A 19,905-nucleotide genomic window follows, 5' to 3' on the forward strand; every position below is an offset into this window, starting at 1 on the left:
TCCAAAAGTCCAACTTTTGGGTAGCACAACATATGAGGGGGAATATTTATTATAGCCAATCGTTTTCGCGATATTTTTTCTTTAATGTAAAACCAATACCAAAAATAGCAACAAATCCAATTGCTAATAGTATTGTGAGTCCCCACATCTCTTCAGCGAGTGTGACTGATAATAAAACGAGTAAAACGATTGCGAGTACCGCAAGTATGAAAAAAATCCCTTTCGATTTTTTCTCCATGTATATCGACTCCACATATAAATTTTCTCAATTATATCATAGAATAAGTACGATATGATATAATTGTACAGTTAAATAACCTAAATACGAAGGGAACTTTTGAATGACAGTAAGAAAAGATTTAAGAAATATAGCGATTATCGCCCACGTAGACCACGGTAAAACGACGTTAGTCGACCAATTATTAAAACAATCTGGTTTATTTAGAGACAACGAACACGTTGAGGACCGTGCGATGGACAGCGGCGATATTGAAAAAGAGCGCGGTATTACGATTTTATCTAAAAACACTGCGATCGATTATGAAGATGTAAGAATTAATATTTTAGATACACCAGGACATGCTGATTTCGGTGGAGAAGTAGAACGTATTTTAAAGATGGTCGACGGAGTAATACTCGTCGTTGATGCATTTGAAGGTACTATGCCACAGACGCGTTTCGTGCTTAAAAAAGCGTTAGACGTCGGTGTGACGCCGCTCGTTGTCGTTAATAAAATCGATAAACCACAAGCACGACCTGAAGCGGTTGTCGACGAAGTACTTGAACTATTTATCGATTTAGGAGCAGATGATGACCAACTTGAATTCCCAGTCGTATACGCTTCAGCGATGAACGGAACTGCAAGCTTAGATCCAGAAACTCAAGACGACAATATGAAAGTGCTATACGATACGATTTTAGAGTCTGTTCCTGCACCTGTAGATAATAGCGATGAACCGTTACAATTCCAAGTATCATTATTAGATTATAACGATTACGTTGGACGTATCGGTATCGGTCGTGTATTTAGAGGGTCAATTTCAGTTGGAGAAAATGTATCACTCGTTAAATTAGATGGTACAGTAAAACAATTTAGAGTCACTAAAATGTTTGGATTTTTAGGTCTGAAACGTATTGAAATTGAACATGCGAAAGCTGGAGACATTATCGCATTAAGTGGTTTAGAAGATATTAACGTCGGTGAAACAGTCACAGACCGTGAAACAGTAGAAGCACTCCCTGCACCAACTATTGATGAACCTACGTTACAAATGACGTTTTCAGTAAATAACTCACCATTTGCTGGGCGTGAAGGTAAATTTGTAACAGCACGTCAAATTAAAGACCGCTTAGATATTCAACTAGAAACGGACGTATCGTTAAGAGTCGACCAAGGAGCAACGCCAGATCAGTTTATCGTTTCTGGACGTGGAGAGTTACACTTATCCATCTTAATTGAAAATATGAGACGTGAAGGATACGAGCTTCAAGTATCTAAACCAGAAGTTATTATTCGTGAAATTGATGGTAAAAAACATGAACCGTTTGAGCGCGTACAAATTAACGTACCAAGTGAACATGCAGGAAGTGTCATTGAGTCGCTCGGCCAACGTAAAGGTGAAATGTTAGATATGGCGACTGAAGATGGTCAAACGAAACTCGTGTTTTTAGTACCATCTCGTGGTTTAATAGGATATACGACAGAGTTTATGACGATGACTCACGGTTATGGTATTTTAAACCATACGTTTGAAGATTATCGTCCAGTAATCCAAGGTAAAATTGGTGGACGTCGTAATGGTGTACTCGTTTCTATTAACAAAGGTCCAGCGAGCGCATTTGCAATTATGAACTTAGAAGACCGTGGAACAAACTTCACTGAACCTGGTACAGAAGTGTATGAGGGAATGATCGTCGGTGAGAACTCACGTGAAAATGATTTAGGTGTAAACATTACGAAAACAAAAGCACACACAAATATGCGTTCAGCAACAAAGGACCAAACAGAAACGATGAAACGTCCAAGAATTATGACGCTAGAAGAAGCGTTAGAATATATTAACGTCGATGAGTTAGTAGAAGTGACGCCAGAGTCGATTCGTTTACGTAAAAAGATTTTAAACAAAAGTGAACGCGACCGTGCGCTAAAGAATGCTAAAAAGCAAGAGGAGTAGAAGGCAATGTTTTTTTCGTTCGTCTTAATGACAGCGGCACAAACAGACGAGAGTAGTTTATATAACCGCTTGTCGATGTTTGGTAAGCTATATGGCGCAGAACAAAATCCAGATACTGCGATGTGGTTATTGTTTATTACTGTATACGTACTATCAGTTCTCGCATACGTACTCGGTTTTGCGAAAAAGTTAAAGCTTTGGCAAAACATCGTGATTTATATCATTATGCTATTATTCTCATTACCACTGACATTTTTTGCAGCGTTTTACCCGGTTGCAGAGTGTTTAATCGTCATCGTATTTGTAATGGGAATGTACCGATATAGACTGTATAAGGAAAAGAAAAAAGGTACGATATCGTTTGATAATAAAGAAACGCATAAATAATAAAACGACCTGTCACATATATTAAAATGTGACAGGTCTTTATTTTATACGAACGTAAATGCTGTAACGTATTCGTATCGTTCGATGATTTCTCCGTCTTTAATGACGAGTAGGTCGATCATACCGTCGTCGTATAATCTCTTACCATTATTAGAAAACTGTGCGTAATGCTCGTAACGGTCTTTATATGCGAGTGTTGTCGTCCCGTTTTTATGTGTAATTTCATACTTTACGCTTTTTGGTTCAGCGTATTCTAAAAATGGGTCGAGCGCCATAATAAACGTGCCGTTTAGCAGTTCTTCTTTTTTATTTTTATATCTCTTTTCTGATTTTAACGTCGGTGGAAGTGTGTCTCCTTCTATAATTTGACGGTTCCACTCTTCACTATCCTCAAATTCAATGTGTTCTTCATCATGTACTAAATCTTCTATATGTATTTTACGATCGTCGAAAATCCATGCACTCGAGTCTAATGTAATGACGAAGTTTACGTTTCCTTTAATTTGTAGCAGCATGTAACCCCTCCTAAGCTTAAATTATACCAAATTATACATAATTGAACATAGCCACTCACTTGAAAAATGTAATACTGTAGAGTAGTATTTAGTTGTAATGAAAAGGGGGAAGGGCCTTGTCTAGTGAAGAAACTTTAAAAAGGCTTGCATTAGAAACACTCGAGCAAGATGCAGATAGAATCGTACAACTGATTCGTGTTCAAATGGATAATTTGACAATGCCTCAATGCCCGGTATATGAAGAAGTGTTAGATACTCAAATGTTCGGGTTATCTAAAGAAATTCATTTTGCAGTGAGACTAGGGTTAATAGATAGAGAGCATGGACGTTCGATATTAGCAGATTTAGAAAAGCAAGTATCAGACGTACATGAAGCGTATTATGAGCATAGAGAACAACTAAAAAAGGCAAATAAGTAGTGGGTGATCCAATGAAGAAAGCAAAACGCTTAAACTACCCGATTAGTAAGACAAATCAGCACATTGATTATGTCATTATATTTGCATACATAGCACTTGCAATTATTGGCCTTGTCATGATTTATAGTGGGAGTATGGTTAAATCATCACGCAGTGAGATGACGAACTTTAATCCAAAGTTTTTCTTTGATTCGCAGTTACGTTTTGTCATATTTGGGATGACGATATTTGTAATTATTACATTTTTTACGAGTTCACGATTATTTAGAAAGCCGATTATTCCAATTGCGTTAATTGCGGGAAGTATTCTTTTACTTCTTGCGACTCAGCTTTTCGGTATTGAAGTAAATGGTGAGAAAAACTGGATTCGTCTCGGATTTATAAATTTACAGACATCTGAGTTCGTTAAAATTGTTGTCATTATGTATTTAGCATATGTTTATGACAGGCGACTACGTATAAAAACAGAGCTTATCCCTACAGATACGAAGCACTTGATGCCATTTGTACTCGTACTCGTAATGACGTTATGGATTGGTAGAAATGACTTCGGAACGTCGTTAATCATTTTATCGATTATTATCTCGATGTTTTTCTATTTAAACTTTGAACGGAAATTTACGTTTATGATATTTGCAGGAATTGTAGGTATTATCATCCTTGTCGTCGGAGCTTTTATCATGTTTGACGGACAATTTTTAAGTTCATATCAGCTCGCGAGAATCGATACGTTTTTCCATCCGTTTAATGATCCGTATGGCGATGGATATCAGCTTACGAATAGTTTGATTGCGATAGCCAATGGAGGACTAATTGGGCAAGGTATTGGAAACGGCATATTGAAACTCGGATTTTTACCTGAAGCACAGACGGACTTTATATTTTCAGTTATCGCTGAAGAACTTGGGCTCATCGGGGTACTTATCGTACTAGGATTATATGCAACAATTGTCATTAAAGCATTTTATTATTCATATCATACTGGAGATTTATATTTAAGACTCATTACGTTTGGGATTGGTATATATATTACAATCCAATGTTTCTTTAACATTGGAGGCGCAACGAAAACTATTCCATTAACGGGTGTTCCGTTACCGTTACTCAGTTACGGTGGATCAAGTTTCTTAAGTATATCGATTGCATTAGCAGTATTATCTGTGGCTATTAAAGAAATTAGATATCGTAAAGCAATCAATCGTGATTAAAGACGTTGTTATAACGTCTTTTTTTAATATAAAAAAACGTGAGGGGAAACCCTCACGTTTTATGGTTCATAGTCCGGTCGACTAATGAGTAAGATGTAATAGCATAGTATACCGAATATTAAAGTGATAAATAATGCATGGAATAGTGCGATGAAAATATTTGCGTACGTAAATATCGTTAAAGCACCTGTGATGATTTGTAATACGAGTAAAGTCATCATGATAATCCAACCGTTCTTAATGACTCGGTAGTTGCTGTAATGTTTTAATACGTGAATTAAAGCGATAACCATCCAAATAAATAGTATGAGTACTAAAAAGCGGTGTCCCATTTGAACGGCTTGATAAAAGTTCGTTGGTAAAATTTGGTTTGGCATACAGTGTGGCCATTTTGTACATGCGAGTGATGCATCGGCATGTCTAACTAATGCGCCGCTATATATTACGAAATAAATATAAATAATAATCCCGATCGTATGACGTCTCAATCCTTTATGTATGATAAGACCTTTCGTATCATACTTTAAGTCAACGTGGAAGACGAGTAGTGTTAACACGAACACAGCTGCAAAACATATTAACGAAATTCCAAAGTGTGCAGCGAGAACAAACTCACCGTGCCATAAACCAACAACTGCCGCGGCACCAATTAAACTTTGGATGAGAATAAAACTAAGAGATACACAGACGAGAAACTTCGTTTCTCTAATATGTGAGAGTTGTTTCCAAGCCATAACTCCAAAGATGATTAAAAAGATAATTGCGATTCCAGATACACCTCTATGTGCAATCTCAATTATCGTATCTAATGGCCAGTCTTTAGGGATAAGTTGACCATGACATAGTGGCCAAGAATCTCCACACCCTTCAGCAGATCCAGTTTTTGTCACGAGTGCTCCACCGATTTGAACAAAAACCATGATGAGTGTAGTGATCACCGCCACTATTTTCAATTTTTTATACAACCAAAACACCTCATTAAAAAAATCCGTACAAATATCTGTTCAATTAATAAATATAAACCATCACATAGAATCATGCAATAATTAAAGTTATAAGAAAGACTTAACAAAATTGTAAACTGTGGTAGAATCTATATGTAAACAATAGCGTCTATAGTGGTACTTTCCATAGATAAATGTTTAAATTGTAAATTATTTGAACAATTTTTGAACAATCTGTGAAAAAAAGGTATCAACACTATAGATTCTCGGTCTGTTTTCCTATATCATTATAGTAACTAGAAATGTTGGTGAAAGGGGGCGAAGGTTAAATGCAGAGTCATGTGTCTAGTGAAAGGCATACGATGACGTTTATTGAAAAACAACAAGCATTTCGAGTGTTAATTAAAGAAGGTATCATAAAAGCGAACTTGATCCCAGCATTTGCTGCTGGTTTTCTAGCTGTTATGTATTATGGTCATTCTTTTTTCAGCTCGCTTCCATTGTTGTTAATCATGCTATTAGGTGTTGGTCTTTTAATTGGTGGCGTTGCTGCACTGAATAACTATTATGACCGGGATATTGATTCAGTTATGAAGTCTAAGCAACAACGACCAAGTATCGACGGCACGTATAGTGGGAAAGACATCCTATGGATTGGTTTTTCAATGGTTGTTATAGGAGAAATTCTCTTATATTCAATTAATATGACTGCAGGTACACTTGGCCTCTTAGCTGGTTTTGGCTATGTAGTCCTATATTCCATCTACTCTAAAAGACATTATGTTGTCAATACAGTAGTTGGAGCATTACCAGGAGCAGCACCTCCCTTAATTGGATGGGCGGTTATAGACCCAAACTTACATACACTCGCGTTTGCGATGTTCTTTGTAATGTTTATATGGCAACCACCGCACTTTTACGCTTTAGCAATAAATCGTAAAGATGAGTACAGCACCGCTAACATTCCAATGTTACCGAGTGTGAAGGGAGAAAAACGTACGGTTAGGTCGATTGTGATGTGGATATCACTACTCGTCATTACCCCGTTTTTCATGACTGATTTAGGGATTTGGTTTGTCGTATTAATCACACTGCTGAACTTAAGTTGGTTAATACTTTCCTTAAACATGTTTAAGCCAATCACCGATTACAAGCGCTATGCAAAAACAGTGTTTGTATTTTCTTTAAATTACATTCTTATTTTTTACGTTATGATTATAGTCGCCGGTCTATTAATCTAAACTTATTTTTGAAAGAGGGGTCTATTAGATGAAGAACAGTTGGACTAAAACAAAATTTTATATGTTAATGTCTGTTCTTGCTATTTTCTTAGCAGGCTGTGGTAAAGAAAACTTAAGTGCTTTACATCCTGCTGGTGAAGTTGGGAGACAACAATTTTTCTTAATTATTCTTTCAATTTCAATCATGTTACTTGTCGTTGGAACAGTAGCAATCGCATTTACAATTGCAGTTGTAAAAAGTCGTAGAAGTAAAGTGGGAGAAGATTTCGTACCAAAGCAAGTTGCGGGTAACCATACACTTGAAGTAATTTGGACGACTATCCCAATTATTTTACTTATCATCTTAGCAATCCCAACAGTTTGGGTAACATTTACTCTAGCAGACGTTGAGGATATGGTAACTGAAGATGGTGTAGCGAACAAAGATTCAGTAATCGTTAACGTAACTGCTTACCAATATTGGTGGGAGTTTGAATACGTTCATGAAAATGTTGTTACGAGTCAAGACTTAGTCGTTCCAACGGATGAAAAAGTATTCTTCAACTTAAAAGGTGCTGACGTAAAACACTCATTCTGGGTACCTGCAGCGGGTGGTAAACTCGATACAAACGTTGACGGAATCAACAGCTTCTACTTAGTGTTTGATGATGACAAAGCAGAAAATGCAGATCGTTTATTCTACGGTAAATGTGCGGAATTATGTGGTCCTTCACACGCACTAATGGACTTTAAAGTAGTTGCATTACCAAGAGCAGAATTCGATCAATGGTTAGCTGATATGAAAGTTTACGAAGAAGAGGCAAAAGTTGCATCAGCTGACGATGCAAAAGAAGGTCAAGAAATCTTCAACAACTCTTGTATAGGATGTCACGCAGTTACACCAACTAACCCTGGTGCTGCTGGACCAAACTTAACTAACTTTGGTGATAGAGAACTTATCGCTGGTATTTTAGAGCACAACAAAGAAAACTTAGTAAGCTGGATCAAAGATCCAGAAAAGATTAAACCAGACAACAAAATGACTGGTGCTTATCAATTAAACGATGAAGAAATTGACAAAGTAGCTGCATACTTAATGGAGCTAAAACTAGATAAAAACTCTGGCGATGTCGAAAAAATGAAAAAAGAGATTGAAGCAGAGGAAAATGAAGACAATGATGAAGGGGGCGACAAATAAGCATGGCAACAGTTAATGGGCAAAAAGTTGGCTTTGGGCGTTTAATATGGGAATATTTAACGACAGTAGACCATAAGAAGATTGCAATCCTTTACTTAATTGGCGGTGGATTCTTCTTCGTCATGGGTGGTATTGAAGCGATGCTTATTCGTATTCAGCTCGCGGTACCAAATAACGATTTCTTATCAGCTGGATTATTTAACGAAATGATTACGATGCACGGTACTACGATGATATTCTTAGCTGCGATGCCAATTTTATTCGCATTTATGAACGCAGTAGTTCCATTACAAATTGGTGCACGTGACCTAGCGTTCCCATTCATGAACGCTTTAGGTGTTTGGATGTTTATTCTAGGTGGTATTTTCGTTAACGTTTCTTGGTTATTCGGAGATGCACCTGACGCAGGTTGGACAAGCTATGCATCACTATCAATTGCATCACCTGGACACGGTATTGACTTCTACGCAATCGGTTTACAGATTGCAGGGGCTGGTACGTTAATTACAGGTATTAACTTTGTAACAACGATTATTACGATGAGAGCACCAGGTATGACTTATATGAGAATGCCATTATTCACATGGACAGCACTTGTTGCATCAATCCTTATCGTATTCGGTTTCCCACCATTAACAGTAGGGCTTTTCCTATTAACGTTTGACCGTATGTTCGGTTCGAACTTCTTCATTGTTGAAGCTGGTGGTAACACTATTATTTGGGAACACTTATTCTGGATCTTCGGACACCCAGAAGTATATATTTTAATCTTACCGGCATTCGGTATTTTCTCAGAGATTTTCGCAGTATTCTCTAGAAAGAGATTATTCGGTTACTCAGCGATGGTATTCGCGACAGTATTAATCGGATTCTTCGGATTCATGGTTTGGGCGCACCACATGTTTACAGTTGGTTTAGGTCCAACAGCGAACGCTATCTTCGCATTAGCGACAATGGCAATTGCGGTACCAACGGGTATTAAAATATTTAACTGGATTGCTACAATTTGGGGCGGTAGTATTACATTTACAACTCCAATGCTTTATGCATTAGCGTTTATCCCTTCATTCGTAATGGGTGGGGTAACAGGTATCATGCAAGCGGTAGCTCCAGCAGACTATCAGTACCATGACTCATACTTTATCGTTGCGCACTTCCACTACGTAATCGTAGGTGGGGTAGTATTCGCGATATTAGCAGGTCTTCACTACTGGTGGCCATTAATGTTTGGAACTAAGCTAAACGACACATTAGGTAAAATCGAAATGGCAATCTTTGCTATCGGTTTCCATATGACATTCTTAGTTCAACACTGGTTAGGTTTATGGGGAATGCCACGTCGTGTATTCACTTACTTAGACGGTCAAGGCTTTAACTTAGCAAACTTAATCTCAACAATTGGTGCATTACTCATGGCAGTTGGGGTAATCGTACTTGTTATTAACATCATTATGACAGTTGTTAAAAATGATAGAGTCGTAAACGTTGACGTTTGGGACGGTCGTACACTTGAGTGGGCAGTTGCAACACCAACTCCAGAATACAACTTCTTCCAAACTCCACTAGTACGTGGTTTAGATGTTTTACAGTTAGAAAAAGAAGAAAATAACGGTGAAATTCCATCAGCTGGACCAGTTGAGGATATTCATATGCCAAATAACTCAATTATTCCGTTTATCTTAACTTTAGGGTTATTCATTGCAGGATTTGGTGCATTATTCCACGCATCAGGTCAAGAGTGGGCGATTGCAGCGGTTAAAGATTTACCAAGCATGAGACCTTGGTCTATGATTTTACTCGTTGGTGGTTTAACGATCACATTCCTTTCAATGATGGCGAGATCTTGGATTGATGACCACGGTCACTACATCAAGAAAGAACGTATTGAAAAAGAAATGCGTGAATATGAAGAAAGAAAAAGAGGTGCGAACTAATGGCAGAAGTTAAATATAATGTTGATAATGCTAATTGGCCGAAGCACCCTGAAACAGCTACGTTAGAAGGTAAAAACAAGTTTGTTGGTTTCTGGACATTCTTAGCGGGAGAGACAGTATTATTCTCTTGTCTCTTCGCGACTTACCTCGCACTTAAAGACTCAGTGCCAAGTAGCGATCACTTATTAGCAGCTGACCTATTCCACTTAGAGTTAGCGTTCGTAATGACGATGTTCTTATTAACATCATCATTAACGAGTGTTTTCGCAGTACACCATATGAGAAATAACAACTTCGCGAAAATGCAATTATGGTTAGGAATTACAGTTCTTTTAGGTGCTGGGTTCTTAGCACTTGAAATCTACGAGTTCATTGCATATGTACAACTCGGTCACACGTTTAGATCAAGTGCGTTCGGTAGTGCATTCTATATCTTAATCGGTACACACGGATTCCACGTTATTATCGGTTTAATTTGGATTACATTACTCATCATCCGTAACTCTGGACGCGGATTATCAGTATACACAGCTGCGAAAGTTAATACAGCTTCATTATACTGGCACTTCATTGACGTTGTGTGGGTGTTCATCTTCACAATCGTTTATCTGTTAGGGGTGTTATAAATGGCGAACGTAGAAACTGAATCATTAACAAGAAAAGAGTTAGACGCACTTTACAAAGCACGTGCAAAAGAAATGAGACTTCAACTAACCTCTTTTGCTCTTATGATTTTCATGACATTTATAGCATTTGGATTAGTAGCATTAGACTTTAACAAATACTTTGTTGGAGCAATCATTGTTACTTTAGCGTTTGTACAAGTTATTCTACAATTCTTCTACTTCATGCACATGAAGGACAAAGGACATGATTTTGCGAAGCTATTTATCTTAGTTGGTATGTACTTTGCAATTGCGTTTATTATCACATTTGTGTTCATTGTATGGATTGGAACAGGTGGAATTCAATAAACTTCAATGGACTAGCATTGCTAGTCCATTTTTTTGTTAGAAAATAGACATATTAAAATATGTTCGTTTCATTAAAAATAGTCTATAATGGTATGTAGCTTATATTAAAAGGGTGATAAATTTGGATCGTTTAATGTCGATACGAATTTTTGGTTTCATCGGAAATTGGAGTCCATTTTTAATTGCGTTTATTATTGTAGCGTCAGTAGTGTACTTCTTAATTACGATGAAATGGTACAAAGATATACCAGGTGGTCGAAAACTAACTAAATTAGAGTTTTGGATGTCAATTACAGTTATTTTATTATTTTATATAACGTTCGGATCACCAATTGATATATTAAGTCATATTTTATTTACGTTTCATATGGTGCAAATGGCACTTGGGTTGTTACTCATTCCGCCGTTACTATACTTTGCAATACCAGATTACTTATGGGCATACATGGTAAAACTACCTGTATTACGATTTTTCCATAAGATTGGTCAGAAACCGTTACTAGCGCTCATACTTTTCTGTGGTGCGTTTTCGCTTTACCATATCCCTACAGTTATGGATACGTTAAAGTTAAATCAGTCATTACACTTTATGTCATTAGCGATTTTATTTTTACTTGCAACAATCGCATTTTGGCCAGTATTAAATAAAGTGGATCCTCAAGAAAAGCATATGAACTACTTATTTAAGACATTATATGTATTTGGTATTGGTGGATTATTATTACCAGCATGTGGGTTAATCATTTTCTCAGAGACACCTATGTATAAGACGTACACTGAAAGTGCGGCATGGTTAAAATCGATGGAGCTTTGTGTTCCAGTAGGTGTTCTTGATACGCTAAAAGATCAAAATATGATTAGTGGACCGGAATACTTCAGTCATATGACGCCACTGTCTGACCAACGTACAGGTGGAATCATTATGAAGATTCTTCAAGAAGTGTTCTTTGGATTTATCATTGCGTATTTATTTGCAAACTGGTGGAAACAAGAGTCTAGAGATCCAGATGAAATTACGCGCGAATCATTAGAAAGAGCAAATGAGCGTAAAAAGTTAGAAGAATTATATAGATAATAGAGGGTTGAATTATGAATTTGCATTTTATACTACCAACGATTAGTACGTCATTTATCGTATTAAGTGCGATAATGATGGCAATTGGACTTTACAAAATGTTTAAGAAAAGAGACCTTGCTGGTCACGATAAGTTTATGACATTAAGTGCATGGTTTGCGTTAATTTTCTTTATCATTTACTTATCGAAGACAGTATTTTTAGGAAGTACGCAGTTCGGTGGACCTGAACATCTCGTAACATACTATGTTGTATTTTTAATTTCTCATATTATCTTATCTACAACAGGTGGTGTACTTGGAGGATTCCAAGTATTTACAGGTAAGAAGAGAATTTTATCGAAGCATAGAAAAGTTGGAATCTTTGCAGCAGTGATTTGGTTCTTAACAGCAATTACTGGAGTAACTGTGTATATTTTATTATATGTGTTATATCCAGGTGGAGAAACTTCTGGATTACTCGATGCGATATTCCATTAAAAAAACCCGTTACTTTTAAAGTAACGGGTTTTTTTATTAAGCGTGAACAGCTAAGTCGCTGTGTAATGCTCTAATTTTTTGAATTGCATGTTCAACAATTCTTTCTGGGAAATGTTCATCTTTTCCGTATTCAATACCTGTTGGGAAATACCACTTACCAATGTAAGGATCCATAAGTTGAAGTACAGCGTCGTTCGCACCGACGTCACCACTTACTGCATATGCAGGGAAACGTAGGTAAAACACACCTTCAGGAACTTTGTACTGGAAGTCGAACGTCATACGTTCGTAATCCCAACTTCCACCTAAAACACAGCCATGTTCGTTCATGACCTCTTGTAATAAGTTTTGTTCAATTACTAATTTTTCAAGACCAGAATTTTCAAATACCATCCGAGTAGACCTCCCTATTCCAATATCTTTATTTTAATCGAAAAGAGCGAGAAACACAAATACAATTTTATGTACTACAATAGTATGGTATCATATTCTCAGTAGGAGGATGCGTATGTTTTCTACAAATCAAACAATCGAAATTTTAGATCATCTCGATCACATTAACGATATGGTAAAATCTTCTGAGGAATTTAAATCATATATATATTACAAACATAAATTAGAACAAGATAATGATACACAAATGCTCATCAAACAATTCAATAGATTAAAAGAAGACTTTGAAGAAGTTGAACGTTTTGGGAGATATCATCCAGACTATAAAGAAAAACGTAAAGAGATTCGTTTATTTAAAAAGAAAGTAGATATGGATGAAAACGTCATAGAATTTAGACGGGCAGAGTATGTACTACAAAGTTTACTCGACGAGATTTTATATATAATCGGTAAGTCTGTCAGTGATCATGCCAATGTCGTTAGTACGAATCCATTTTTTGCAAGTGGAGAGTCAAACTGTATGACGGGTGGCGGATGTAGTTGTGCAAGTTAAAAAACGGATTCGTATTTTACGAATCCGTTTTTTGTTATTAATAATTAATGAGTAGATTTGCTTTGTCTGGATAATCTGTAACGATCGTATGTGCACCTAAGTTTAGTAAGCGTGTCATCTCATTTGTATCGTTGATGACCCAATATCCGACTTTAACGTTTAAATCATCTAAGTAACGAATGAATCCAGCGTTATCGAGCTTAACAGACGATAAATTAATCGGGATTTGGAATGTGTCTCTTGACGGTTGGTATAGGTGACCAAGCCCACTATGGTAAAGCGTGTATGCTTTTGTCACTTCCTCAGTGCCAGCACCTAACGCAATTAAATCTCCACTAAAACTCGTGAAGCGACGAATTTGTTCATCTTCAAAACTTGTTACAATGACGCGGTCTGTTGCTTTCTCATCTAGTATAAGCTCGAATAGTAGAGGTGCAATTTTTTGACCTGCTTCTGTATCGATCGAATCTTTCATGTCGATGTTAATAATTTGGTGTGGATATTCTTTAAATAATTCACGTAAAGTAACGATGCCGGCATCAGGATGCCCACGATATATGTAGTTTCCTCTCACATCTTTAAAGTTATATCCAAAATCTAATTTTCGTAATTCGTCGAGCGTATAGTCTGAAACTTTTCCGCTATACTCAGTAACTCTATCTACATATAAGTCGTGAAGTACGACGATCTCATTGTCTTTTGTAAGTCGTACGTCGATTTCAAAACCGTCGACGTTTTGATTTACTGCATTATTAAACGCGAGTCTCGTATGCTCTGGATAATTTCCTTTACCTCCACGATGAGCGAATATGTATGGTCCGGGTCTTTTAAAGACAGGTTTCATTTCGTTTACTCTTCGCTCTGCTTGGATTTTACTATAAATATAAGCACTAGAAAGGCCAGCAGTCAGAAGAAGAAGTTTTGTACGTAATTTCATAATTGTCCTCCTAATGTGTCTAGTATACTAAAAGTTAAATGTGTTATCATGTGTTTAACGAAGAAGGGTGATATATATGCTAAAGGACCGCATTGGAATATATATTTATTTTAAGCATAATAAATTTATTAGACAGTTAAAGCGTCATGGTCATGTCGTTTACGTCAATACAAATAAGCAATATATGCTTATATATATCGATGAGAGCGAACTAGATGACACTTTAAAACGCTTATCTAACTTAAAATATGTGACAGAAGTACTCGTCAGTGAATATAAAAATATTAAACTATCCTATCCAAAAGGAACAGTTTAATTATTTTAACGGTGGAATGAGATGGTTGAGTCGTAACACACCGATCATATATTGGAAGAACAATTCCTCTTCATGAAAATCCTTCGGATCACGTGCTGTCATCTCGACGACTTGTATATCGTATAATTCACATAATTCGCGAATCATTTCGTACATTTTACCTTCCGGGCCGTTTCTTAGCCCTCGAAGGATTGTATAAAGAGCTTGGAAGTCTTTTTCGACAGGGTTCATGATTAAACTAAACGATGACGGCGCATCTTCATGGTGAAAGAAGATCGCTTTATTTACACGTTTGTGATTGTATTCGAGTAACGCTTTCAACTCGAAAATCTCGCTGTAGCCATGTCCTAAGACGATAAATTTTTGCATGAAATTTCAACCTCTCATAATTGTTTCTTTAATTATAGTATAAATAGAAAACGAGGTGTATACGTGAGAGTAATTACTGGTAAATATAAAAAAAGACGTATTGAGACGCTCGAACATAAAGACACGCGTCCGACGAGTGAAAAAGTAAGAGAAAGCATGTTTAGCGCAATCGGTGAAAGAGTCAGTGGGGATGTGCTCGATTTATTTGCAGGATCTGGTGCGCTTGGAATCGAGGCGTTATCTCGAGGCGGAGAACGCTGTATTTTTGTTGACGGTGCAAAAGACGCCATTCGTATCATTCATAACAATACGAAAGGGTTAGACGAACCTGTTGAAATTTACCGAAATGATTTTAGACGAGCGTTAAAAGCACTAAGTAAACGAGATAGACAAATGGATTTAATATTTTTAGATCCACCGTACAATAAAAAGTTGATTGATGAAGCACTTCATCTCATTAAAACGTACGATATATTGAAAAAAGACGGAATCATTATCGTTGAAGCGGGTGCGAATGAAACGATAGACTTAAACGGTTTTGTTGAATTAAAGCATAACGAAGTTGGAACGATTCAATATAAAGTGTTAACAACGGAGGAAAATTATGACTAAGAAAAAAATTGCAGTATGCTCTGGCTCTTTTGACCCGATTACATATGGACATATCGATATTATCGAACGTGCGTCAAGAATCTTTGACGTCGTCTATGTGTGTGTATCACATAACCAAACAAAAAAAGGACTATTTACGCCAGACGAACGTGTACACCTCATCGAAAAAACGATTTCTCATATTGACAATACAAAAGTCGATAAGCATGAAGGGTTGTTAATAGATTTTTGTAAAAAAGTCGATGCAGATGCAATCGTCCGTGGATTACGTGCAGTTTCAGATTTTGAATATGAAATGCAGATGGCGTCGATGAATAGAAAGCTCGCTGAAGAGATCGAGACGTTATTTATTATGACAAATAACAAATATTCGTTTATTTCGAGTTCAATCGCAAAAGATGTGGCAAAACACCACGGTAAAATTAGTGATGTCGTGCCACCAGTAGTCGAAGAAGCTCTCGTAGAAAAGTTTAAGACTTTAGAATCATAACAGGTTGATTAAAATCATTCACACGTCCTTGCGTTAACGTGTTATATATATGCGTCGCTTTTATCGTTTCGTAAAAGTCTGGCGCATCTTTTTTTGTTAAATTTGTTATAAAGCGACGATCTTGGATTGTCGATAAGTATTGTTGACCAGTATGATTCATTGCAAGCACTCTTAACTTATTCACCTCATAGTTACGAAAATCTTCTTCTGTAACGTTTAAAAGAACGTATAAGAGTAGACGTTGAAGACGTGTTCTCGTATAGCGTTTCGTTTTAATAGAATCGATAAACGATTCGTAATTATTTGATAGACGAATATTCTTTTTAAGACGATGTTCGAGACCTTCAGTCATCATGTATATGTCTTTTAAATCGTTTAAAGAACTGCGCTCGATAATTACTTTTAACGTATTAAACATGTGCTCATTTGTAATGACCTTATCTTCCATAATCACTTTTGCGAGAGTTTCTGGCATAAATTGAATCGCATGTTCGAGTTCTCCATTTAATAATGACTCGCGTATACTCGTCGCACTTGAAAACTGACTATGAGAGAGTGTTTTATCGTTATAATTGTTACCCGTGCGTTTAACCGTGTGCATAGAGACGTCAAAGTTTAAATCGTCGCGCGCTTTTAAATAACTCATACCGAGCGTGTTGTTTGGAGATTGAAACGCATCTTCATTTGTTAAGGCATACATTGCACGTGGATACGAATATCCTTTTTGTAACAGCGGTACGAGGTCTTCTTTCGTAATACGCTTTGCTTTTAAGTATGCACTATGGAGTTTCTCGATATCATCGAGTTCACTTCCGAAGACGATATCGGTAGTTTGTAGCATCTTTGCAGCAAGAAGCCCCCCATATGCAAAGTCATCCGCATAACTGATCGCATATAGTGTCGGTAGTTCAATGACTAAATCAACGTGTTTAATTGCTTCTTGTGCACGGTTAAATTTATTCGTCACAGCGAGTTCTCCGCGCTGAGTAAAGTTACCAGACATGATCGCAATCGTCACGTCCGGTTGAATTAATTGTTTGGAAGACTCGATGTGGTAAATATGACCGTTATGAAACGGGTTATACTCTGTAATTAAAGACAAAACTTTCATATCGCAACACTCCGTTTATTATTCGATATCATTATATCAAAATAGATAATAAATCTTAATTTTATTCGGTGATATGTTAAGAAAATAACTTGACACTTTCACTGAAAATCGGTAGAATGTTTGTTGTGCTTATAAGAGGTGGGTAAATATGAAGTGGTCATTATCGGAACTCAGAAAGTTTCAAAATACCGCATTTACTTTTGAAGAACACTTATCACTTGAAGATGTTTCGAATCGTCAAGACGTTCTAGATGTAAGTGATATTTTCACAGAAGGCTCAATCAAAAATAGTGGTCATGAATTTTATGTCGACATAACAATTCAGGCACGTGTTAAAATGGTTGATAGTCGTTCTGGAGAGGATGTTTTTTACGATTTAAGCGTAAATTCGTTTGAAACGTATGATGAGACGCTTGAAGCGGATGAAAAGCTAGAGGATCCGTCATTACATCCGGTGCTACATGAGCTCGACTTAGAACCAGTCATTCGTGAGTTAATAAATGTTAGCATTCCTGAAGTGTATTCTGAAAGTAATGAATTACCGGACTCATCAAACACTGATAATTGGAACGTCTACGGCAGTATCGAAGCGTACGAAAAAGATAAGCCTGTAGACCCAAGATTAAAAAAATTAGAAACGCTGTTTAAAACAGACGAAACGGAGGATTAACAATGGCAGTACCTAAAAGAAGAACTTCGAAAACTCGTAAAAATAAACGTCGTACACACATTAAGTTAAGTGCACCAGGAATGGTTGAGTGCCCTGAGTGTGGAGAAATGAAATTAAGACACCGCGTTTGCCCGAACTGTGGGTCATATAACGGTGCAGAAGTTGTAAACAACTAACATGGACATAGAAATGTCCATGTTTTTTTATTTATAAACTATTTATTTGTGTCATACGGATAAATTCCATATAATTTTATTTAACTATGACGATTGTAAGGAGACACATTATGAGGTATCTGTTTAATGATGAATTTAATGATGACATTCACTGTATAAGCGAAGAGGATTATAAGTTCTTTCATCATAATAAGTTTGATGATGAATCGCTTCATCGATTAATTAAAAGAGCACCACATGAACATACAGAAAGACTCGCGTCTATAATCGAAAAAGATATGCTCGAAATTGTTGGTGATCTTACAGAAAGTCAAAGAAATAATATTAAAAAATTAAAAAATGGCCATAAAGTCGTCATCGGCGGACAACAAGCAGGTCTGTTTGGCAGTCCAGCATATATTTTGCATAAAGTGATTTCGATTTTAGTCGTCGTAAAAGATATTAAGGAAAAAGTGAATTACGACGCGGTACCTGTATTTTGGGTCGCGTCTGAAGATCACGATTACGATGAAATTAACCATACTCACGTTTACGATAGTTTGCATAAACGTATTAAAAAAGTGTCATATAAACCAAATCTCGATATACAAATGAGTATCGGCTTTTATGAATACGATAAAAAAGAAATGTTAGACGTTCTCGATGAAGTATTTAATTATACAGAGGACTCAAAGCAAAATATCGAAATTAAAAATACAATCGAACGAGAAATTAATGCGCACACATTCTGGTCAGAGCTCTTTACAGCACTAACAAATAAAGTGTTCAGTGAGCATGGCTTACTCATATTTAATGCGCACAGCAAAGACGTTAGACAGTTAGAAAAAGAGATTTTTCAACGAATAATCGAAAAATCAGAGGAAATTGACGCAGCGTTTAGATCTGGTCAACAGTCATTTAATCAACACTTCGATATCAGCCCGACGATTCAAACGGACACGAATGTTCATTTATTTATTCATTCTGAATCGAACAGAGAGCTACTTCACCGTGACGGTGACGTCTTTAAAACTGAAGACAAAACATATACGAAAGAAGAGTTGTTAAACTATTTAAATGAATCACCAGAAACATTCAGTAACAACGTCGTCACACGACCGCTAATGCAGGAGTTACTATTTAATACAATTGTCTTTTTAGGTGGAGGCGCAGAAGTAAAATATTGGGGAGAACTTCACGAAGTATTTAAAGTAATGGATAGAGAAATGCCGATCGTCTTAAAACGTATGTCTTTCCTCCACGTTCCACCACAATTAGAAAAACGATTAAACGAATACGATTTATCGTTAACACCGAATTTAGTTGAACATATTGAAAAAGAAAAAGATAAACTTATAGATAAATCGACGAATGAAAAGTTGTTACAACGTATTCAAACTCTAAAAGACGTGATTGAACAACAATATGAGTCTCTTGGAGAAGTAACTGAAACTAAACATGAAGAGACACTCATCGATATTAACGAATCTCGTATGTTAAAAGAAGTCGATTATTTAGAACGAAAATATCAATACGATGTCAAACGACAAGTGAGAAATAAACTCAATCAATTAGATGAACTTCTAATGTTATTACTTCCGAAAAATGCACTGCAAGAGCGTACGTTCCACCCAACAGTATTTTCAAATGCGTTCATTGATTTTACACCATTAACTTATACGGATCAGTTAATCATTATTATGGATTAACCCTTAAAAACGGCTCAAAAAGTTGAGCCGTTCTTTTTTTGCAATTTTTTAAGAAGAAAGTGG

Annotated in this window: 25 protein-coding genes; 18 read left to right on the plus strand and 7 right to left on the minus strand. The window is 36.5% G+C overall.

What is annotated here, in order from left to right:
• Positions 1-49: 49 nt before the first annotated feature.
• The gene (locus HMPREF2767_RS01765) at positions 50-238 is read right to left on the minus strand and encodes a DUF5325 family protein (protein WP_040929270.1); all 189 of its coding nucleotides are present in this window, start codon (positions 236-238) and stop codon (positions 50-52) included.
• A gap of 103 nt (positions 239-341) precedes the next feature.
• Between HMPREF2767_RS01765 and typA the strand changes: the two genes are divergently transcribed.
• Positions 342-2,174 carry a translational GTPase TypA gene (gene typA, locus HMPREF2767_RS01770; protein ID WP_068128927.1) on the plus strand — a complete coding sequence of 611 codons (1,833 nt, stop codon included), beginning with the start codon at positions 342-344 and terminating at the stop codon, positions 2,172-2,174.
• Between the two features lie 27 nt (positions 2,175-2,201).
• A complete protein-coding gene (locus HMPREF2767_RS01775) occupies positions 2,202-2,561 on the plus strand; it encodes a YlaH-like family protein (RefSeq protein WP_070622458.1) in 360 nt (119 codons plus the stop codon).
• Positions 2,562-2,605: 44 nt separating this feature from the next.
• Here the strand turns inward: HMPREF2767_RS01775 and HMPREF2767_RS01780 are convergent, their stop codons facing one another.
• Positions 2,606-3,076, minus strand: a complete 471-nt coding sequence (locus HMPREF2767_RS01780) for a hypothetical protein (RefSeq protein WP_083302016.1) — start codon at positions 3,074-3,076, stop codon at positions 2,606-2,608.
• 116 nt (positions 3,077-3,192) lie between these two features.
• Between HMPREF2767_RS01780 and HMPREF2767_RS01785 the strand changes: the two genes are divergently transcribed.
• Complete coding sequence (locus HMPREF2767_RS01785; RefSeq protein WP_040929268.1) at positions 3,193-3,495, plus strand: Fpa/YlaN family protein; 303 nt, start codon at positions 3,193-3,195, stop codon at positions 3,493-3,495.
• A gap of 11 nt (positions 3,496-3,506) precedes the next feature.
• Positions 3,507-4,703 (plus strand): FtsW/RodA/SpoVE family cell cycle protein, encoded by a 1,197-nt coding sequence (locus tag HMPREF2767_RS01790; RefSeq protein ID WP_070622409.1) that lies wholly within the window; start codon positions 3,507-3,509, stop codon positions 4,701-4,703.
• A 59-nt stretch (positions 4,704-4,762) separates the two neighbouring features.
• Here HMPREF2767_RS01790 and HMPREF2767_RS01795 read toward each other — a convergent pair whose 3' ends face one another.
• Positions 4,763-5,647: a COX15/CtaA family protein gene (locus HMPREF2767_RS01795; RefSeq protein WP_371440753.1), complete on the minus strand. Its 885-nt coding sequence runs from the start codon at positions 5,645-5,647 to the stop codon at positions 4,763-4,765.
• A 329-nt stretch (positions 5,648-5,976) separates the two neighbouring features.
• Here HMPREF2767_RS01795 and cyoE point away from each other — a divergent pair, with 329 nt between their 5' ends.
• From cyoE to HMPREF2767_RS01830, 7 genes are all read left to right on the plus strand, one after another.
• Positions 5,977-6,888 carry a heme o synthase gene (gene cyoE, locus HMPREF2767_RS01800; protein WP_068128924.1) on the plus strand — a complete coding sequence of 304 codons (912 nt, stop codon included), beginning with the start codon at positions 5,977-5,979 and terminating at the stop codon, positions 6,886-6,888.
• A 28-nt stretch (positions 6,889-6,916) separates the two neighbouring features.
• Positions 6,917-8,065, plus strand: a complete 1,149-nt coding sequence (gene coxB, locus HMPREF2767_RS01805; protein WP_083302017.1) for a cytochrome c oxidase subunit II — start codon at positions 6,917-6,919, stop codon at positions 8,063-8,065.
• 2 nt (positions 8,066-8,067) lie between these two features.
• Positions 8,068-9,999, plus strand: coding sequence for a cytochrome c oxidase subunit I (locus tag HMPREF2767_RS01810; protein ID WP_070622411.1), 1,932 nt, complete (start codon positions 8,068-8,070; stop codon positions 9,997-9,999).
• Positions 9,999-10,625: a cytochrome c oxidase subunit 3 gene (locus HMPREF2767_RS01815; RefSeq protein ID WP_068128920.1), complete on the plus strand. Its 627-nt coding sequence runs from the start codon at positions 9,999-10,001 to the stop codon at positions 10,623-10,625. Before HMPREF2767_RS01810 ends, HMPREF2767_RS01815 begins: the two co-directional genes overlap by 1 nt.
• A complete protein-coding gene (locus HMPREF2767_RS01820) occupies positions 10,626-10,973 on the plus strand; it encodes a cytochrome C oxidase subunit IV family protein (protein ID WP_068128918.1) in 348 nt (115 codons plus the stop codon). It begins immediately after the preceding gene.
• A gap of 112 nt (positions 10,974-11,085) precedes the next feature.
• Entirely contained in the window at positions 11,086-12,048 is a 963-nt protein-coding gene (locus HMPREF2767_RS01825) for a cytochrome c oxidase assembly protein (protein ID WP_246828756.1), read from the plus strand.
• Between the two features lie 14 nt (positions 12,049-12,062).
• Entirely contained in the window at positions 12,063-12,527 is a 465-nt protein-coding gene (locus tag HMPREF2767_RS01830) for a DUF420 domain-containing protein (protein ID WP_068128916.1), read from the plus strand.
• Positions 12,528-12,563: 36 nt separating this feature from the next.
• Here the strand turns inward: HMPREF2767_RS01830 and HMPREF2767_RS01835 are convergent, their stop codons facing one another.
• The gene (locus tag HMPREF2767_RS01835; RefSeq protein WP_068128914.1) at positions 12,564-12,920 is read right to left on the minus strand and encodes a YugN family protein; all 357 of its coding nucleotides are present in this window, start codon (positions 12,918-12,920) and stop codon (positions 12,564-12,566) included.
• Positions 12,921-13,035: 115 nt separating this feature from the next.
• On the opposite strand from HMPREF2767_RS01835, the gene HMPREF2767_RS01840 reads away from it, so the two are divergent.
• On the plus strand, positions 13,036-13,473 hold the full coding sequence (locus tag HMPREF2767_RS01840; RefSeq protein ID WP_068128913.1) for a YlbF/YmcA family competence regulator: 438 nt from the start codon (positions 13,036-13,038) through the stop codon (positions 13,471-13,473).
• 37 nt (positions 13,474-13,510) lie between these two features.
• Here the strand turns inward: HMPREF2767_RS01840 and HMPREF2767_RS01845 are convergent, their stop codons facing one another.
• On the minus strand, positions 13,511-14,410 hold the full coding sequence (locus HMPREF2767_RS01845; protein WP_070622413.1) for a glycerophosphodiester phosphodiesterase family protein: 900 nt from the start codon (positions 14,408-14,410) through the stop codon (positions 13,511-13,513).
• 76 nt (positions 14,411-14,486) lie between these two features.
• Here HMPREF2767_RS01845 and HMPREF2767_RS01850 point away from each other — a divergent pair, with 76 nt between their 5' ends.
• Positions 14,487-14,726 (plus strand): DUF2129 domain-containing protein, encoded by a 240-nt coding sequence (locus tag HMPREF2767_RS01850; RefSeq protein WP_040929252.1) that lies wholly within the window; start codon positions 14,487-14,489, stop codon positions 14,724-14,726.
• On the opposite strand, the gene HMPREF2767_RS01855 is transcribed toward HMPREF2767_RS01850, so the two are convergent.
• The gene (locus tag HMPREF2767_RS01855; protein WP_040929251.1) at positions 14,727-15,095 is read right to left on the minus strand and encodes a DUF7147 family protein; all 369 of its coding nucleotides are present in this window, start codon (positions 15,093-15,095) and stop codon (positions 14,727-14,729) included.
• 39 nt (positions 15,096-15,134) lie between these two features.
• Between HMPREF2767_RS01855 and rsmD the strand changes: the two genes are divergently transcribed.
• Both rsmD and coaD read left to right on the plus strand, forming a co-directional pair.
• Entirely contained in the window at positions 15,135-15,707 is a 573-nt protein-coding gene (rsmD, locus tag HMPREF2767_RS01860; RefSeq protein ID WP_083302021.1) for a 16S rRNA (guanine(966)-N(2))-methyltransferase RsmD, read from the plus strand.
• On the plus strand, positions 15,700-16,197 hold the full coding sequence (coaD, locus tag HMPREF2767_RS01865) for a pantetheine-phosphate adenylyltransferase (protein ID WP_070457571.1): 498 nt from the start codon (positions 15,700-15,702) through the stop codon (positions 16,195-16,197). The genes rsmD and coaD overlap by 8 nt, the downstream gene beginning before the upstream one ends.
• On the opposite strand, the gene HMPREF2767_RS01870 is transcribed toward coaD, so the two are convergent.
• On the minus strand, positions 16,178-17,308 hold the full coding sequence (locus HMPREF2767_RS01870; RefSeq protein WP_070622417.1) for a nucleotidyltransferase: 1,131 nt from the start codon (positions 17,306-17,308) through the stop codon (positions 16,178-16,180). The two genes, coaD and HMPREF2767_RS01870, sit on opposite strands and share 20 nt — an antisense overlap.
• A gap of 148 nt (positions 17,309-17,456) precedes the next feature.
• Here HMPREF2767_RS01870 and HMPREF2767_RS01875 point away from each other — a divergent pair, with 148 nt between their 5' ends.
• The 3 genes from HMPREF2767_RS01875 to bshC all read left to right on the plus strand — a co-directional run bounded on the left by HMPREF2767_RS01875 (position 17,457) and on the right by bshC (position 19,842).
• Positions 17,457-17,978, plus strand: coding sequence for a YceD family protein (locus tag HMPREF2767_RS01875; protein WP_040929247.1), 522 nt, complete (start codon positions 17,457-17,459; stop codon positions 17,976-17,978).
• Between the two features lie 2 nt (positions 17,979-17,980).
• Positions 17,981-18,154 carry a 50S ribosomal protein L32 gene (gene rpmF, locus HMPREF2767_RS01880; RefSeq protein ID WP_040929246.1) on the plus strand — a complete coding sequence of 58 codons (174 nt, stop codon included), beginning with the start codon at positions 17,981-17,983 and terminating at the stop codon, positions 18,152-18,154.
• 110 nt (positions 18,155-18,264) lie between these two features.
• Complete coding sequence (gene bshC / locus HMPREF2767_RS01885; RefSeq protein WP_070622419.1) at positions 18,265-19,842, plus strand: bacillithiol biosynthesis cysteine-adding enzyme BshC; 1,578 nt, start codon at positions 18,265-18,267, stop codon at positions 19,840-19,842.
• Positions 19,843-19,905: the final 63 nt, after the last annotated feature.

Origin of the sequence: Nosocomiicoccus sp. HMSC067E10, assembly GCF_001810835.1 — a bacterium.
GTDB classification, from domain to species: domain Bacteria; phylum Bacillota; class Bacilli; order Staphylococcales; family Salinicoccaceae; genus Nosocomiicoccus; species Nosocomiicoccus ampullae_A.

What these genes read in the sequence shown, in the direction of transcription:
- HMPREF2767_RS01765 (WP_040929270.1), bottom strand. Translation starts at nt 238, where the DNA reads ATGGAGAAAAAATCGAAAGGGATTTTTTTCATACTTGCGGTACTCGCA.
- typA (WP_068128927.1), top strand. Translation starts at nt 342, where the DNA reads ATGACAGTAAGAAAAGATTTAAGAAATATAGCGATTATCGCCCACGTA.
- HMPREF2767_RS01775 (WP_070622458.1), top strand. Translation starts at nt 2,202, where the DNA reads ATGACAGCGGCACAAACAGACGAGAGTAGTTTATATAACCGCTTGTCG.
- HMPREF2767_RS01780 (WP_083302016.1), bottom strand. Translation starts at nt 3,076, where the DNA reads ATGCTGCTACAAATTAAAGGAAACGTAAACTTCGTCATTACATTAGAC.
- HMPREF2767_RS01790 (WP_070622409.1), top strand. Translation starts at nt 3,507, where the DNA reads ATGAAGAAAGCAAAACGCTTAAACTACCCGATTAGTAAGACAAATCAG.
- cyoE (WP_068128924.1), top strand. Translation starts at nt 5,977, where the DNA reads ATGCAGAGTCATGTGTCTAGTGAAAGGCATACGATGACGTTTATTGAA.
- coxB (WP_083302017.1), top strand. Translation starts at nt 6,917, where the DNA reads ATGAAGAACAGTTGGACTAAAACAAAATTTTATATGTTAATGTCTGTT.
- HMPREF2767_RS01810 (WP_070622411.1), top strand. Translation starts at nt 8,068, where the DNA reads ATGGCAACAGTTAATGGGCAAAAAGTTGGCTTTGGGCGTTTAATATGG.
- HMPREF2767_RS01815 (WP_068128920.1), top strand. Translation starts at nt 9,999, where the DNA reads ATGGCAGAAGTTAAATATAATGTTGATAATGCTAATTGGCCGAAGCAC.
- HMPREF2767_RS01820 (WP_068128918.1), top strand. Translation starts at nt 10,626, where the DNA reads ATGGCGAACGTAGAAACTGAATCATTAACAAGAAAAGAGTTAGACGCA.
- HMPREF2767_RS01830 (WP_068128916.1), top strand. Translation starts at nt 12,063, where the DNA reads ATGAATTTGCATTTTATACTACCAACGATTAGTACGTCATTTATCGTA.
- HMPREF2767_RS01835 (WP_068128914.1), bottom strand. Translation starts at nt 12,920, where the DNA reads ATGGTATTTGAAAATTCTGGTCTTGAAAAATTAGTAATTGAACAAAAC.
- HMPREF2767_RS01840 (WP_068128913.1), top strand. Translation starts at nt 13,036, where the DNA reads ATGTTTTCTACAAATCAAACAATCGAAATTTTAGATCATCTCGATCAC.
- HMPREF2767_RS01845 (WP_070622413.1), bottom strand. Translation starts at nt 14,410, where the DNA reads ATGAAATTACGTACAAAACTTCTTCTTCTGACTGCTGGCCTTTCTAGT.
- HMPREF2767_RS01850 (WP_040929252.1), top strand. Translation starts at nt 14,487, where the DNA reads ATGCTAAAGGACCGCATTGGAATATATATTTATTTTAAGCATAATAAA.
- HMPREF2767_RS01855 (WP_040929251.1), bottom strand. Translation starts at nt 15,095, where the DNA reads ATGCAAAAATTTATCGTCTTAGGACATGGCTACAGCGAGATTTTCGAG.
- coaD (WP_070457571.1), top strand. Translation starts at nt 15,700, where the DNA reads ATGACTAAGAAAAAAATTGCAGTATGCTCTGGCTCTTTTGACCCGATT.
- HMPREF2767_RS01870 (WP_070622417.1), bottom strand. Translation starts at nt 17,308, where the DNA reads ATGAAAGTTTTGTCTTTAATTACAGAGTATAACCCGTTTCATAACGGT.
- HMPREF2767_RS01875 (WP_040929247.1), top strand. Translation starts at nt 17,457, where the DNA reads ATGAAGTGGTCATTATCGGAACTCAGAAAGTTTCAAAATACCGCATTT.
- rpmF (WP_040929246.1), top strand. Translation starts at nt 17,981, where the DNA reads ATGGCAGTACCTAAAAGAAGAACTTCGAAAACTCGTAAAAATAAACGT.
- bshC (WP_070622419.1), top strand. Translation starts at nt 18,265, where the DNA reads ATGAGGTATCTGTTTAATGATGAATTTAATGATGACATTCACTGTATA.